Raw genomic sequence first — 14,520 nt, forward strand, 5'->3', positions numbered from 1 at the left:
CGGCGCTTCTGCCGGCCGGGCCTCAAGTTAAAGGCCCACTTCGTTTGGGAGCCAGCTCATGAATCAGGAAATCCTGAACGTCTTCAATCCGACCGTTCCGGCCCCGAGCTTCAATCAGATCCGCATCACGATCGCGAGCCCGGAGAAGATCAAGTCGTGGTCCTACGGCGAGATCAAGAAGCCGGAAACCATCAACTACCGCACGTTCAAGCCCGAGCGTGACGGCTTGTTCTGCGCGCGCATCTTCGGTCCCATCAAGGACTATGAGTGCTTGTGCGGCAAGTACAAGCGGATGAAGTACAAGGGCATCATCTGCGAGAAGTGCGGCGTCGAGGTCACCCTCTCGCGCGTGCGCCGCGAGCGCATGGGCCACATCGAGCTCGCCGCCCCGGTGGCGCACATCTGGTTCCTGAAGTCGCTGCCGAGCCGCATCGGCCTGCTGCTCGACATGACGCTCAAGGACCTCGAGCGCATCCTGTACTTTGAGTACTTCGTCGTCATCGAGCCGGGCATCACCAAGCTCAAGTACCGTCAGCTCCTCTCCGAGGACGATTACCTGCGCGCCCAGGACGAGTACGGCGAATCGAGCTTCACCGCCATGATCGGCGCCGAGGCCATCCGCGAGCTGCTGCGCTCCATGGACCTTGACAAGATCGCCGCCGATCTGCGCGTGGAGATCTCCGAGGCCACCACCGAGCTGAAGCCCAAGAAGCTCGCCAAGCGCCTGAAGATCGTCGAGGCTTTCCAGCTCTCCGGCAACAAGCCGGAGTGGATGATCCTCACCCACGTCCCGGTCATCCCGCCGGACCTGCGCCCGCTGGTGCCGCTGGACGGCGGCCGGTTCGCGACCTCCGACCTCAACGACCTGTACCGCCGCGTCATCAACCGCAACAACCGCCTCAAGCGGCTGATCGAGCTGCGCGCGCCGGACATCATCATCCGCAACGAGAAGCGCATGCTTCAGGAAGCGGTTGACGCGCTGTTCGACAACGGCCGCCGCGGCCGCGTCATCACCGGCGCCAACAAGCGTCCGCTGAAGTCGCTCGCCGACATGCTGAAGGGCAAGCAGGGCCGGTTCCGCCAGAACCTGCTCGGCAAGCGCGTGGACTATTCCGGCCGCTCGGTCATCGTGGTGGGACCGGAGCTGAAGCTGCACCAGTGCGGCCTGCCCAAGAAGATGGCGCTGGAGCTGTTCAAGCCCTTCATCTATTCGCGCCTCGACGCGAAGGGCCATTCGGCGACCGTCAAGCAGGCGAAGAAGCTGGTGGAGAAGGAGCGTCCCGAGGTTTGGGACATCCTCGACGAGGTGATCCGCGAGCATCCGGTGATGCTGAACCGCGCGCCGACGCTCCACCGCCTCGGCATCCAGGCGTTCGAGCCGGTGCTCATCGAAGGCAAGGCCATCCAGCTGCATCCGCTCGTCTGCTCGGCGTTCAACGCCGACTTCGACGGCGACCAGATGGCCGTCCACGTCCCGCTCTCGCTGGAAGCCCAGCTGGAAGCGCGCGTGCTGATGATGTCCACCAACAACATCCTGCACCCGGCGAACGGCCAGCCGATCATCGTGCCGTCGCAGGACATCGTGCTTGGGCTCTACTACCTCTCCATCATGAAGGAGAAGGAGCCGGGCGAGGGCATGATGTTCGCCAACATGGCGGAGATCGACCACGCGCTGAACGCCAAGGCGATCACCCTCGCCACCAAGATCAAGGGCCGCTACATCGGCATCGGCCCGGACGGCAAGCAGTATTCCAAGATCTATGAGACCACGCCCGGTCGCATGAAGATCGGCGAGCTGCTGCCCAAGGATCCGAAGCTCTCCTACGATGTCGTCAACAAGCTGATGACGAAGAAGGAAATCTCCAACATGATCGATGCCGTGTATCGGCACTGTGGTCAGAAGGAGAGCGTGATCTTCTGCGACCGCATCATGGCGCTCGGCTTCTACAATGCGTTCCGCGCCGGCATTTCGTTCGGCAAGGACGACATGGTGGTGCCGAAGAAGAAGTGGGATCTGGTCGAGGAGACCCGCGCGCTCACCAAGGAATACGAGCAGCAGTACAACGACGGCCTCATCACCCAGGGTGAGAAGTACAACAAGGTCGTCGACGCCTGGGGCAAGTGCTCCGATCGCGTCGCCGAGGAGATGATGAAGGAAATCTCTTCGGTCAAGAAGGACCCCAAGACCGGCCGCGAGAAGCAGATCAACTCGATCTACATGATGAGCCACTCCGGAGCGCGTGGGTCGCCCGCTCAGATGAAGCAGCTCGCCGGCATGCGTGGCCTCATGGCCAAGCCGTCGGGCGAGATCATCGAGAGCCCGATCATCTCGAACTTCAAGGAAGGCCTGACCGTGATGGAGTACTTCAACTCCACCCACGGCGCGCGTAAGGGCCTTGCCGATACCGCTCTGAAGACGGCCAACTCGGGCTATCTCACCCGTCGTCTCGTCGACGTGGCGCAGGATTCCATCATTACCGAGCGCGATTGCGGCTCGGACAAGGGAATCCACATGCGCGCCATCATCGACGCGGGCCAGATCGTGGCGTCGCTCGCCTCACGCGTCCTCGGCCGCACCGCGGCGGAAGACATCGTGGAACCGGCGACCGGCGACATCATCGTGCCCAAGGGCCAGATGATCGAGGAGCCGCACGTCGAGCGGATCAACAAGTCGGGCATCCAGGAAATCAAGATCCGGTCGGTGCTGACCTGCGAGACCCGCAACGGCGTGTGCGGCACCTGCTACGGGCGCGATCTCGCCCGCGGCACGCCGGTCAACATGGGTGAGGCGGTGGGTGTCATCGCCGCCCAGTCGATCGGCGAGCCGGGTACCCAGCTCACCATGCGCACCTTCCACATCGGCGGCGCGGCGACCCTCGCTGACTCGTCCTTCGTGGAATCGAACTTCGAGGGCTCCGTTCGCATCCGCAACCGCAACGTGGCGCGGAACTCGGACGGCGATCTCGTGGTGATGGGCCGCAACCTCGCTGTGGTCATCGTCGATCATGACGGTACCGAGCGCGCGGTGAACCGCGTTCAGTACGGCGCCCGCCTCAAGGTGGACGAGGGCGATACCATCAAGCGCGGCCAGCGCATCGCCGAGTGGGATCCCTACACCCGTCCCATCCTGTCGGAAGTGGACGGCACGGTGGCCTTCGAGGACCTCATGGAGGGCTCCTCGATGAACGAGCAGGTCGACGAGTCGACCGGCATCGCCAAGCGCGTGGTGACGGATTCGCGGTCTGGCCGTGGTCCGGAGCTGCGTCCGGCGATCCTCATCAAGGGCAAGGACGGCAAGATCATCAAGCTGCCCCGTGGCGGCGATGCACGCTATGCCCTGCCTGTCGAGGCGATCATCTCGGTCGATCCGAACCAGACCTTGAAGGCCGGCGACGCGGTGGCCCGCGTGCCCATGGAAAGCGCCAAGACGCGCGATATCACGGGCGGTCTGCCGCGCGTGGCGGAGCTGTTCGAGGCGCGCCGTCCCAAGGATGCGGCCATCATCGCGGAGATCTCCGGGACCATCCGGTTCGGCCGCGACTACAAGAACAAGCGCCGGCTCTCCATTGAGCCGACGGACGGTGGGGATCCGGTCGAGTACCTGATCCCGAAGGGCAAGCACATCCATCTCCAGGACGGCGACGTGGTGGAGAAGGGCGACTTCATCGTCGACGGCAACCCGGCTCCGCACGACATCCTGGCGATCAAGGGCGTGGAAGAGCTTGCCGCGTTCCTCGTGAACGAGATCCAGGAGGTCTACCGGCTCCAGGGCGTGCACATCAACGACAAGCACATCGAGGTGATTGTCCGGAACATGCTCCAGAAGGTGGAGATCGACGACTCGGGCGAGACCGACTTCCTCGACAACGAGCAGGTCGACCGGCTCGAGTTCCTCGAGGCGAACGAGAAGGCCGCCGAGGAGGGCAAGAAGCCCGCCACCGGCCATCCCGTGCTGCTCGGCATCACCAAGGCGTCGCTGCAGACCCGCTCCTTCTTCTCGGCGGCCTCCTTCCAGGAGACCACCCGCGTCCTCACGGAAGCGGCGGTCAACGGCAAGATCGATCCGCTGGAAGGGCTCAAGGAGAACGTCATCGTCGGCCGCCTCATCCCGGCCGGTACCGGCGCCCAGATGTCTCGCCTGCGGACCATCGCGACCAACCGCGACGACCTCATCGTTGCGACCCGCGACGAGCAGGGCGACGGCCAGCCGCTCGTGGAAGGCCCCGCCGACGCGGCGGAGTGATCCGGCGCTCAAGCGCTCGCATCCATCGGAAAGGCCGCCCTTCGAGGCGGCCTTTTCTTTTGCCGGGAGAGGGCGGCCAAAGCGGCCGATCGGGCCGATCTCCGGCATTGCCCAGGCAACGCTAGCAAGCTGACACTGAGCACGATCTCGGGGGATTCGGGGCGCAGATCATGGTCAAACTCAAGCGTAACCTCGGGCCGGTCGAGGCTGTGGGGCTGTCGGTCTCGGTGATGGCGCCCACCATGGCCATGGCGCTCAATGTAACGCTGGCGGTGGGCGCCGCGGGTATCGCCGCGCCGCTCGGTTTCGCGCTCGGCACGCTCATGGTGGCGCTTGTCGGATTCTCCTTCGTCTTCTTCGCACGGAAGACGACGCGCGCCGGCTCGGCTTATTCCTACATCGGCCAGACCTTCGGTCCGCGTGCCGGGTTCATCGCCGGCTGGTGCATGCTGCTTTTGTACATTGCAGGCGGTTCGGGCAGCGCGGCTCTGGTGGGGGACTTCCTGCGGGCCGCCTTCGCCGACCACGGCATCCATATCGGAGCCTGGTGGCTGGCGCTGGGCGTCGCGGCGTTGCTCGTCGGCACTCTCTTCGCCTACCGCGACATGGCGGTGGCGGCGCGGCTCATGCTGCTGCTGGAGCTGGGCTCCATCTGCGTCATCGTCTATCTGGGCGTGAAGATCCTCACCGCCGTCGGCGCCACCGGCGGCCTCACCGCCGCGCCGTTCCGGCCGGATCCCACCATGGGCTGGTGGGGGGTGGGCTATGCGGTGGTGTTCGCCGTGCTCTCCTTCGCGGGCTTCGAGGCGGCAGCGACCCTCGCTGAGGAAACCGGCCAGCCCGGCCGCGCCATTCCCATCGCGCTCCTGGGCTCGGTGGTGCTCGCCGGCCTGTTCTTCGTCTTCGCCTCCTACATCCAGGTGGTGGGCTTCGGCGTCGACAACATGAAGGCGCTGGCCGCCGACGAGGCGCCGCTCAACACGCTGGCGCTGAAATACGGCACCCTTCGGATGGCGACCGCGCTGGACATCGCCGCCGCGGTGTCTGCCATCTCCTGCGTGCTTGGCACGCTTGCCGCGGCCGGGCGCATGCTGTTCGTGCTGGGCCGCGCGGGCCTGTCGGACACGGCTGCGTGGGTGCATCCCGTCCACGGCACGCCTGCGGTGTCGGTGCTGGTGGTTGGCCTGCTGATGCTCGCCGGCCTGCTGGCCTGGGCGCCCTTTATCGGCCCGGCGGATTATTACGACAATGTGGGCACCATCGGCGTGCTGGCGCTGATCGTCGCTTATCTCGGCGTCACGCTCGCCGCCGTCGTCCATGCGGTGAAGGCGAGGAGCCTCGTCTGGCTCGCGCTGGGACTGCTCGGCTCGCTCGCCATGCTCTGGCCGCTCTATAATTCTGTCTATCCCGTGCCAGCGTTCCCGGGAAACCTCTGGCCTTATGTGGTGATGGCCTGGATCGCGCTCGGCGCCGCCCTTGCGATGCTGCGCCCGGGCATTCGGAACGCCGAGCCGTAGGCCCGAGCCGATTTGGCTTCAGTCCTGCATGGCCGTACCGCGGATGTGCCGGTGCGGCGCCTTTCCGACAGGGAGGGGCTGAGGAAGCACCTCCCGGGCACGGGCACCTGTCACAGACACGCGCCCGCGGGCAAAAGGCGCGTTGCATGACCGACACGAGTTTCTCCGGGACCGAGCAATGGGTCGTCTGGAACGGCTCTCTGGGCGTGCTCGACATGGTCACCATCGGCCGTGTGGAGGCGGACGCTGCGGGGCGGCAGGCGTGGCTCGATGCACCCTATGGCGTGGTCGGGCCCTTCAGCCTGGACGAACTGGAGGAGACTGGCCGCATCGCCTTCGGCGCCTGCTTCGTCATGTCCCGGAAGCGCTGGCAGGAGGATCAGGTCGAGCTGCGCAGCGCCGCGCAGAAGGCCCGCCGCGCGCTCATGGCCATGTTTGACGGGGAGGACGACAGCGCGCACCGCGAGGCCCTGGGCCTGCCGCCCGACGGCCGGCTGGACGCCGCCGAGATCAACGCGGCCTTCCGCCGCCGCGCCAAGACCGCCCATCCCGATGCGGGCGGCAGCGATGCGCACTACCGCCGTATCGCCGAGGCCCGCGACGCGCTGCTGGAGATGCTGGTGGACGCGTGAGGCGCTGCTGGACCTGCAAGCGGGCGCCATGATGGTCAAGGCTTGCGCCATCGCCTATGGTGCCGCCCCGTTTCCAGCCTGATCGTGCCTCAGTGAGCTTCGCCGCAGTCCTCCAAGCCACCCTTGATCTGATTGAGGAAGTCGACGCCGTCGCGCGTCCGGCCGATGCTGTCGTCTCCGACTTCTTCCGCACCCGGCGTGATATTCCGGCGGTGCAGCGCGGCCCGATTTCGGAGCTGCTGTATATCCTGCTGCGGCATCACGCCCGGCTCGGCTGGTGGCTCAAGCGGCACGGCCGCCCGGATACGCCCCGCAACCGGCTGCTGGCCTGGCTGGTGCTCGGCGGCGGCAAGACGCGGGATCAGGTGCAGGCGCTGTTCTCCGGCGCCAAGTTCGCGCCGGCCCCGCTCACCGATCAGGAGCGCGCGCTGCTGGTCAAGCTGCAGGGCGCGCGGATCGACCATCCCTCCATGCCGGAGGATGTGCGCTACGAATGCCCTGAATGGTGCGCGGAGGGGCTGCATCGCCGGTTCGGGGAGGACTTCCCCCATGAGATGGCGGCGATGCTGACACCGGCGCCGCTCGACCTGCGCGTCAATCCGATCAAGGCTGACCGCGCGGAGATACTGGCCGCCCTGCGTGCTCTCGGCCTGCCGGCCGAGCTGTCGCTCCTCTCGCCCTATGGCATCCGCGTCAGCGAGCGCCCGGCGCTCAACCGCCTGCCCATGCTGAAGACCGGCGAGGTGGAGATCCAGGACGAGGGCTCCCAGATGGTGGCCGTCGTGGTGGATGCCAAGCCCGGCGAGCGGGTGGTGGATTTCTGCGCCGGGGCGGGTGGCAAGACGCTGGCCATCGCCGCGCAGATGAAAAACAAGGGCCACGTCATCGCCTGCGACGTGCTGGAGAACCGCCTGAAGCGCGCCGCCGAGCGGTTCCGCCGCGCCGGCCTCCACAATATCGAGATGCGGCCGCTCGCCAGCGAGACCGACCGCTGGGTGAAGCGCCACAAGGGCGGCTTCGACCGGGTGCTGGTGGATGCGCCGTGCAGCGGCACCGGCACGTGGCGGCGCAATCCCGACGCGCGCTGGCGCGTGCTCGGGCCGGGGCTCGACGCGCTATTGCCGTTACAGGCGCGCATCCTCGCCAGCGCGGCGCGGCTGGTGAAGCCGGGCGGACGGCTGGTCTATGCCACCTGCTCCCTGCTGGCCGAGGAGAACGAGGAGCAGGTCGCCGCCTTCCTCGCGGCGCACCCCGCCTTCCGGGTCGTTCCCCTGAGCGAGGTGGCGCCGCAGATCCAAGGTTCGGCGCATCCCGACTATCTGGCGCTCACGCCCGCGCGGCACGACACGGACGGCTTTTTCGCCGCCGTGCTTCAGCGCGAGGCGGCTGCGGCCGAGACGGACGCTGCCGCCGAATAGGCCGCCCTACTTCTTGCGCAGCGGCACGCCCTTGGTGGTGAAGCGCTGCGCTCCTGCAGGGGTGGGCCGCACCGGGCGGCGGGTGCCGGCGGCCTTGCCGGTGCCGGGCGGCTGGTGCGCGGGGATGAGCTGGTCGGGGCGCGGGCCGATGAGGTCGGCGCGGCCCATGGCCTTGAGGGCATCGCGCAGCAGCGGCCAGTTATCCGGGTCGTGGTAGCGCAGGAAGGCCTTGTGCAGCCGCCGCTGGCGCAGCCCCGTGACGGTCGCCACCCGGTCGCTGCCGCCCCGCCGCACGGCGCGCAGCGGATTGACGCCGGTGTGGTACATGGCTGTGGCGGTCGCCATGGGTGAGGGCAGGAAGGTCTGCACCTGGTCGGCGCGATAGCGGTTTTTCTTGAGCCAGAGCGCGAGGTTCATCATGTCCTCGTCGGTCGTGCCCGGATGCGCGGCGATGAAATAGGGGATGAGGTAGTATTTCTTCCCCGCCTGCTTCACCGCGGCGTCGAACATCTCCTTGAAGCGGTCATAGGTACCGATGCCCGGCTTCATCATCTTGTCGAGCGGCCCGCGCTCGGTATGCTCCGGGGCGATCTTCAGGTAGCCGCCCACATGGTGCGTCACCAGCTCCTTGATGTATTCCGGGCTCTCCACGGCGAGGTCGTAGCGCACGCCGGAGGCGACCATCACCTTCTTCACCCCCTCCACCTCGCGCACCTTGCGATAGAGGCGGATGAGGTCGTCGTGGGAGGTGTTGAGGTTCGGGCAGATGCCGGGGAAGACGCAGGACGGGCGCCGGCAGGCCGCCTCGATCTTCGGATCCTTGCAGGCCATCCGGTACATGTTGGCGGTGGGGCCGCCGATGTCGGAGATGACGCCGGTGAAGCCCGGGGTCTTGTCGCGGATCAGTTCGATCTCGCGCAGGATCGAGCCCTCCGAGCGGTTCTGGATGATGCGGCCCTCGTGTTCCGTGATGGAGCAGAAGGTGCAGCCGCCGAAGCAGCCGCGCATGATCGTCACCGAGAAGCGGATCATGTCCCACGCGGGAATCTTCGCGTCCCCATAGGAGGGATGCGGCGCGCGGGCGTAGGGCAGGTCGTAGACCGCGTCCATTTCCTGCGTGGTGAGCGGAATGGGCGGCGGGTTCAGCCACAGGTCGCGGTCGCCGTGGCGCTGCACGAGGGGGCGGGCGTTGCCGGGGTTGCTCTCCCGGTGCAGCACGCGGGAGGCGCGGGCATAGGCTTCCTTGTCCACCTCCACCTGCTCGTAGGCCGGCAGGCGGATGACCACATCGCCGGGATGGCGCGCGGCGCCCTCGTCCGAGGCGTCGAGGTCGTCGGCGTGGAGTTCGGTGTAGTTCTCGGGCACGCGGCGGAACAGGGCCACGCCGCGCACGTCGTCGATGTCGCGCGGGGCGTCGCCGTCCGCGATGCGGTTGGCGACTTCCACCACGGCGCGCTCGGCATTGCCGTAGATGAGCAGGTCCGCCTTGGCATCGGCCAGGATGGAGCGGCGCACCTTGTCGGACCAGTAGTCGTAATGGGCGATCCGGCGCAGCGAGGCCTCGATGCCGCCGAGGATGATTGGCACGTCCTTGTACGCCTCGCGGCAGCGCTGCGTATAGACGATGGTGCAGCGGTCCGGCCGCTTCCCGCCCTCGCCGCCGGCTGTATAGGCGTCGTCATGGCGCAGCCGGCGGTCCGCCGTGTAGCGGTTGACCATGGAATCGAGGTTGCCGCCGGTGACGCCGAAGAACAGGCGCGGCTTGCCCAGCGCCTTGAACGGCTCCGCCGACTGCCAGTCCGGCTGGGAGATGATGCCGACGCGAAAGCCCTGTGCCTCCAGAAGCCGGCCGATGATGGCCATGCCGAAGCTCGGGTGGTCCACATAGGCATCGCCCGTCACCAGGACGATGTCGCACTGATCCCAGCCGAGCGCCGTCATCTCGGCGCGGCTCATGGGCAGGAAGGGGGCCGGCCGGCTGGCCGGGGCGGGCCAGGGCAGGAAAGGCAACGGCGTTACGGGGCAGACCTGTGTGTCCATGGGTGACGAATAGGGATCAAAAGCGGCAAATTCAACCGATCCTGGCCCATGCCGGAACACATCTTCTCGTGCGGGGACCCTTCCCGTGCAAAGCCGGCTTGCGGAGGCGAAAGGTGCGCGGGGCGGCTGGCCGGGCTAGGTTGGCGGCAACGTTTCACAGCCCAGAAGTGTCTGCCTTGAAGAAGATCGGCTTTCTCTCGTTCGGCCACTGGACGCCCTCGTCCCAGTCGCAGACCCGCTCGGCGGCGGATGCGCTGCTGCAATCCATCGAGCTCGCGGTGGCGGCGGAGGAGCTGGGCGCGGACGGCGCCTATTTCCGCGTCCACCACTTCGCCCGCCAGCTCGCCGCCCCGTTCCCGCTTCTGGCGGCGGTGGGCGCGCGCACCAAGCGCATCGAGATCGGTACCGCCGTCATCGACATGCGCTACGAGAACCCGCTCTACATGGCGGAGGACGCCGGCGCGGCCGATCTCATCGCCGGCGGGCGGCTTCAGCTCGGCATCAGCCGGGGCTCGCCGGAGCAGGTGATCGATGGCTGGCGGTATTTCGGCTACGGCCCGCCGGAAGGCCAGACCGCCGCCGACATGGCCCGTCGCCATGCCGAGGTGTTCCTGGAGGTGCTGAAGGGCGAGGGCTTCGCTGAGCCCAATCCCCGGCCCATGTTTCCCAACCCGCCCGGCAAGCTGCGGCTGGAGCCGCACTCGCAGGGCCTGCGCGAGCGCATCTGGTGGGGCGCCAGCTCCAACGCAACGGCGGTTTGGGCCGCCAAGCTCGGGCTGAACCTGCAAAGCTCCACCCTGAAGGACGATGAGACGGGCGAGCCCTTCCATGTCCAGCAGGCTGCGCAGATCCGCGCCTACCGCGCCGCCTGGGCCGAGGCGGGCCACGCCCGCACCCCGCGCGTCTCGGTGAGCCGCTCCATCTTCGCGCTCGTGGACGACCGCGACCGCGCCTATTTCGGCCGGGGCGGCAAGGAGGAGGATTCCATCGGCTTCATCGATGAGAAGACCCGCGCCATCTTCGGCCGCAGCTACGCCGCCGAGCCGGACGCCCTCATCAAGCAACTCGCCGAGGACGAGGCCATCGCCGAGGCCGACACGCTGCTGCTCACCGTGCCGAACCAGCTGGGCGTCGACTACAACGCCCATGTCATCGAGGCCATCCTGACCCATGTCGCGCCAGCCCTGGGCTGGCGCTGAGGCGGGACATGATCGGCTTGCAGGGCCATGGCCCTGCAAGCTATCAGCCGCTGCAGAGCCGCATCCAGTGCCGGTGCTCGCGCGGGATGCGGCCGGCCTCGCAGGCGCGCCGCGCTTCGCCGTCCAGCGCCATGAAGCACGACTTGCCCTCGCGCAGGCGCTGGCACCAGCCGCGATCCGCTGCGTCGTTGAACGACATGAAGCATGATTTTCCTTCGACATAGGCCTGGCAGAAGCCACGGTCCGGGCCGTCGAAGGTCATGAAGCAGGACTTTTTCTTGGAGCAGATCTCCGGCACCGGCTGAGCCTGGGCGGAAACCCCGCCCAGCGCCGCGAGAAGCACCAGAAGTCCGATAAGCCGTTTCATTGCGTCCACCATTCGTGGGTGTTGTTGGCTCCGGCCGGAATATCAGGCCTTGTGGCGGATCTTCCCATTCATCATGGTCAGCTCGACCTTCGCCTTGTGGATGTCGCGCGGATCGCCCTCGAGGATGTTGCGGTCGAGCACGATCAGGTCGGCGAACTTGCCGACCTCCAGCGATCCGATCCTGTCGTCCATGCGGAGCTGGTAGGCGGCGCCCATTGTGTTGGCGTGAATGGCCTCGGCCACCGTCAGCCGCTCGTCGGCCGGCACAAGCACGGCGGCGTCCGCCTTGCCGATCAACCGGCGAGTCACGCCCACCTCGATGGAATCGAGCGGCTTGTAGGTGGAGAAATAGCCCGCCGCCGGCCAGTCGGTGCCGAACGATACGCGCCCGCCCTGGTTCAGGATGGTCTTGGTGCGGTACAGCTTGCTGGCGCGCGGCTGCCCGTAACGCGCGAGCATGTTGATCATCGTGTCCGGATCGGCCGACGACCAGTTGGCGGAGAACTGCGCCGTCACGTTCATCTTGGCGAAGCGCGGGGCGTCGCTGTCCTCCACATAGACCAGATGGGCGATGGCATTGCGGCGGTCGCGCTTGGGATTGGTGGCGATCGCCTTCTCCATGCCGTCGAGCGCCACGCGGGCCGTGCGCTCGCCACAGGCATGGACGTGGACGTCATAGCCGGCCGCGTCCACCGCCCCGATGAGCTGGTGCCACTGGGCCTCGGTGAAGGGCGAGGCTCCGATGGAGTTGGGCATGTCGGCATAGGGCTCGATCAGCCACGCGGTGTAACCGCCCTGCGATCCGTCGCCGACGATCTTCACGATGTCCACGTGCACCAGCTCGCTCGACACCCGGCTACGGACGTTCTTGAACTGTTCGACCACGTCGTCGATGGGCAGGCTTTTCACCGAATAGGAGGCCGATACCCGGAACGGCAGGGCATCGCGCTTCTCTGCGTCCACATAGATGTTGATGACGGCGCCCTGGTCGGAGCCAATGGGCGGCACGCCGGCGTCGAACAGCGAGGTGATGCCGGCCGCTGCGGCCTTGGGCAGCCAGCGATCCAGCAGCTTGCCCAGGTTGGCGGCGGTGATCGGCTCGACCGCATTGACGAGGGCGAGCACGGCGTTGACTTCGAGAACATAGCCGGTGGGCTCGCCCTTCTCGTCGCGGGCGTAATAGCTGAAGCGCGGGATGGGGTCCGGCGTGTCGCGGGTCACGCCGGCCATCTCCAGCGCCTTCGAGTTCACCCACAGGCTGTGGCCGTCGATGGCAAAGAAGAAGGCCGGCCGGTCGGGCAGGATGCGGTCGAGCTCGGCGCGGGTCGGGCCCTCCGGCGGGAACATGTCCACGCGCCAGCCGAAGCCGCGAATGGGGCCGGTGGGATTTTCCTTGGCATATTGCTCGATGGCGGCGAGGGCATCCTTCATGGTCGGCAGCTGAAGGTCGATGCCGGAGGTCAGGAAGGCGCCGAGCAGGGGGTGGGTGTGCCCTTCCACGAAGCCGGGCATGAGCAGCCGGCCCTTGAGGTCGATCACCTGCGTCTTCGGTCCCGCGAGCGCCATGGCGCCCGCTTCGTCGCCCACATGGATGATGGTCTTGCCGCGCACCGCGACCGCCTTCGCCCAGGGCTGCGCGCCGGAGACGGTGTAGACCGGCCCGTTGCGGAACACGAAATCGGCCGGGCCGGTCGCCGCCGCGGCGGGCTGGGACCCCTGCGCGCGCACCTCGGTCGCGCGGAAGACCGGCGCCATGGCTGCCGCCGCCGTCATGGCCATGCCGGCACCCAGCACGGAGCGGCGGTTGAGGCCGCTCGCCCGGCCGAAAGCCTCGAAATGGGGTGCCCATTCACACGCGATACACACTGCCGTCCCCTCCCGTGAGCGGCGATGTGCTGATTGCGCGTGCGTGAAAGCAACGCAAATCACTCGCCTTCCGAGAGGGTAGCGCGATCCTGTGACGGTAAAAACGACTTCTCTCGTGAATTGCCGCAATTTCTGTCGGCCGCCCGGGGCAACCCTTGACGGACATGAAGACGCACCCAAATCAACATTGCCGGCCGCAAGGCCGGGACAGACATCGCACCATGCGTGCGAGGTGCTTGTACCCATGTTGCTCGAAGGAGGATGTGGCTATGAGAACCACGCGAGGCGAGCGGCCGCAGGCGCCGCCGTCCCTTCAGTCGAAAGCCGCTCTGGTCCATCCGGACCAGGTGCTCGATCACCCGTCCATGAATGATGAGGAAAAGCGGGCGCTGCTGTCGTCCTGGGCATCGGACCGCCACGCGGTCGAGCATGCGCCGGCGCTCCGGCGTCTCGACAGCGGCGCGGTTGTTTCCATCGACGACATTCTGGCCGCGCTGGCGGCGCTGCCTACCGCGCCTGCCGGATGCGGGCCGGGCGGGAGCTGGACCGCCGTCGCGCGCCGCCAGAAGCCGTTCTCGCCCCCGTGGCGCAAGGCGCGGTCACGCCCCAATGGAGAGCCGCCCCCGCGCGGCGGCGGTCGGGCCGCCCTGCGGCTGGCTCCGGTGAATGACGTGAATGCATGAAGCGGCGCGGCGCTGGTTCGATCCGGCGCCGCGCCCGCCGAGAATCAGCCCATCGGGGGCGTCATGGCCGGCACGACGGCGACCACCTCCAGCTGATGGCGCCGCCCGTCCCGGGCTGTCCAGGAGATGGACTGGTTTTCGGACAGGCCGATCAGCGCCGCGCCGACGGGGGTCATCACCGAGACCTTGCCGTCGGCGATATCCGCGTCCTCGGGATAGACCAGCCGGACGGTGCGGGTCGTGCCCCCCGACCGGTAAGTGACGGTGGTGCCCATCTGCACCGAGTTCGGCGGCGCGCGGTCGGGTGCCACGAGCCGGGCGCGATCCAGCTCCGAGAGCAGTTCCTCCGCCACGTCGGGAATGGTGTCCAGCGCAGCGGTGGCGAGGCTGGTGAGGCGGCCGTGGTCGGCGCGATTGAGGATGAGCGCCGGCAGGCGCTCCCGGCGGGATTGTTTCGTCATGTGGTCGATCTTTCGCACGAGCGCGCGCTGCGGCGGCTGTCGGTGCAGCGGCCGCTGGCATAAGGCGCGATGGGATGGCGGATTTGCGCGATCG

The 14,520-nt window shown here is 67.3% G+C and carries 10 protein-coding genes; 6 read left to right on the forward strand and 4 right to left on the reverse strand.

Annotation, left to right across the window (positions count from 1 at the left end; all coding sequences use genetic code 11):
- Positions 1-58: 58 nt before the first annotated feature.
- The 4 genes from rpoC (at position 59) to J2126_RS20235 (ending at position 7,810) form a co-directional block, all read left to right on the forward strand.
- A complete protein-coding gene (gene rpoC / locus J2126_RS20220; protein ID WP_209488631.1) occupies positions 59-4,243 on the forward strand; it encodes a DNA-directed RNA polymerase subunit beta' in 4,185 nt (1,394 codons plus the stop codon).
- A 170-nt stretch (positions 4,244-4,413) separates the two neighbouring features.
- Positions 4,414-5,760 carry an APC family permease gene (locus tag J2126_RS20225; RefSeq protein WP_209488632.1) on the forward strand — a complete coding sequence of 449 codons (1,347 nt, stop codon included), beginning with the start codon at positions 4,414-4,416 and terminating at the stop codon, positions 5,758-5,760.
- Positions 5,761-5,906: 146 nt separating this feature from the next.
- A complete protein-coding gene (locus J2126_RS20230) occupies positions 5,907-6,392 on the forward strand; it encodes a J domain-containing protein (RefSeq protein ID WP_209488633.1) in 486 nt (161 codons plus the stop codon).
- A 92-nt stretch (positions 6,393-6,484) separates the two neighbouring features.
- Positions 6,485-7,810 carry an RsmB/NOP family class I SAM-dependent RNA methyltransferase gene (locus J2126_RS20235; RefSeq protein WP_348634353.1) on the forward strand — a complete coding sequence of 442 codons (1,326 nt, stop codon included), beginning with the start codon at positions 6,485-6,487 and terminating at the stop codon, positions 7,808-7,810.
- A 6-nt stretch (positions 7,811-7,816) separates the two neighbouring features.
- Here the strand turns inward: J2126_RS20235 and J2126_RS20240 are convergent, their stop codons facing one another.
- On the reverse strand, positions 7,817-9,766 hold the full coding sequence (locus J2126_RS20240) for a YgiQ family radical SAM protein (protein WP_432445354.1): 1,950 nt from the start codon (positions 9,764-9,766) through the stop codon (positions 7,817-7,819).
- Between the two features lie 260 nt (positions 9,767-10,026).
- Between J2126_RS20240 and J2126_RS20245 the strand changes: the two genes are divergently transcribed.
- Positions 10,027-11,049 (forward strand): LLM class flavin-dependent oxidoreductase, encoded by a 1,023-nt coding sequence (locus J2126_RS20245; protein WP_209488636.1) that lies wholly within the window; start codon positions 10,027-10,029, stop codon positions 11,047-11,049.
- 43 nt (positions 11,050-11,092) lie between these two features.
- Here the strand turns inward: J2126_RS20245 and J2126_RS20250 are convergent, their stop codons facing one another.
- Both J2126_RS20250 and J2126_RS20255 read right to left on the reverse strand, forming a co-directional pair.
- Positions 11,093-11,416, reverse strand: a complete 324-nt coding sequence (locus tag J2126_RS20250) for a hypothetical protein (RefSeq protein WP_209488637.1) — start codon at positions 11,414-11,416, stop codon at positions 11,093-11,095.
- A gap of 42 nt (positions 11,417-11,458) precedes the next feature.
- Positions 11,459-13,282, reverse strand: a complete 1,824-nt coding sequence (locus tag J2126_RS20255) for an amidohydrolase (RefSeq protein WP_348634354.1) — start codon at positions 13,280-13,282, stop codon at positions 11,459-11,461.
- 269 nt (positions 13,283-13,551) lie between these two features.
- Between J2126_RS20255 and J2126_RS20260 the strand changes: the two genes are divergently transcribed.
- Positions 13,552-13,965 carry a hypothetical protein gene (locus J2126_RS20260; protein WP_209488638.1) on the forward strand — a complete coding sequence of 138 codons (414 nt, stop codon included), beginning with the start codon at positions 13,552-13,554 and terminating at the stop codon, positions 13,963-13,965.
- A gap of 44 nt (positions 13,966-14,009) precedes the next feature.
- On the opposite strand, the gene rnk is transcribed toward J2126_RS20260, so the two are convergent.
- On the reverse strand, positions 14,010-14,426 hold the full coding sequence (gene rnk, locus J2126_RS20265) for a nucleoside diphosphate kinase regulator (RefSeq protein ID WP_209488639.1): 417 nt from the start codon (positions 14,424-14,426) through the stop codon (positions 14,010-14,012).
- Positions 14,427-14,520 lie beyond the last annotated feature (94 nt).

Source organism: Xanthobacter flavus (genome assembly GCF_017875275.1).
In the GTDB taxonomy this organism is placed as follows: domain Bacteria; phylum Pseudomonadota; class Alphaproteobacteria; order Rhizobiales; family Xanthobacteraceae; genus Xanthobacter; species Xanthobacter flavus_A.

Coding starts and splice junctions, on each gene's coding strand:
- J2126_RS20250 (WP_209488637.1), bottom strand. CDS start 11,416: ATGAAACGGCTTATCGGACTTCTGGTGCTTCTCGCGGCGCTGGGCGGG.
- J2126_RS20225 (WP_209488632.1), top strand. CDS start 4,414: ATGGTCAAACTCAAGCGTAACCTCGGGCCGGTCGAGGCTGTGGGGCTG.
- J2126_RS20260 (WP_209488638.1), top strand. CDS start 13,552: ATGAGAACCACGCGAGGCGAGCGGCCGCAGGCGCCGCCGTCCCTTCAG.
- rnk (WP_209488639.1), bottom strand. CDS start 14,426: ATGACGAAACAATCCCGCCGGGAGCGCCTGCCGGCGCTCATCCTCAAT.
- rpoC (WP_209488631.1), top strand. CDS start 59: ATGAATCAGGAAATCCTGAACGTCTTCAATCCGACCGTTCCGGCCCCG.
- J2126_RS20230 (WP_209488633.1), top strand. CDS start 5,907: ATGACCGACACGAGTTTCTCCGGGACCGAGCAATGGGTCGTCTGGAAC.
- J2126_RS20240 (WP_432445354.1), bottom strand. CDS start 9,766: ATGAGCCGCGCCGAGATGACGGCGCTCGGCTGGGATCAGTGCGACATC.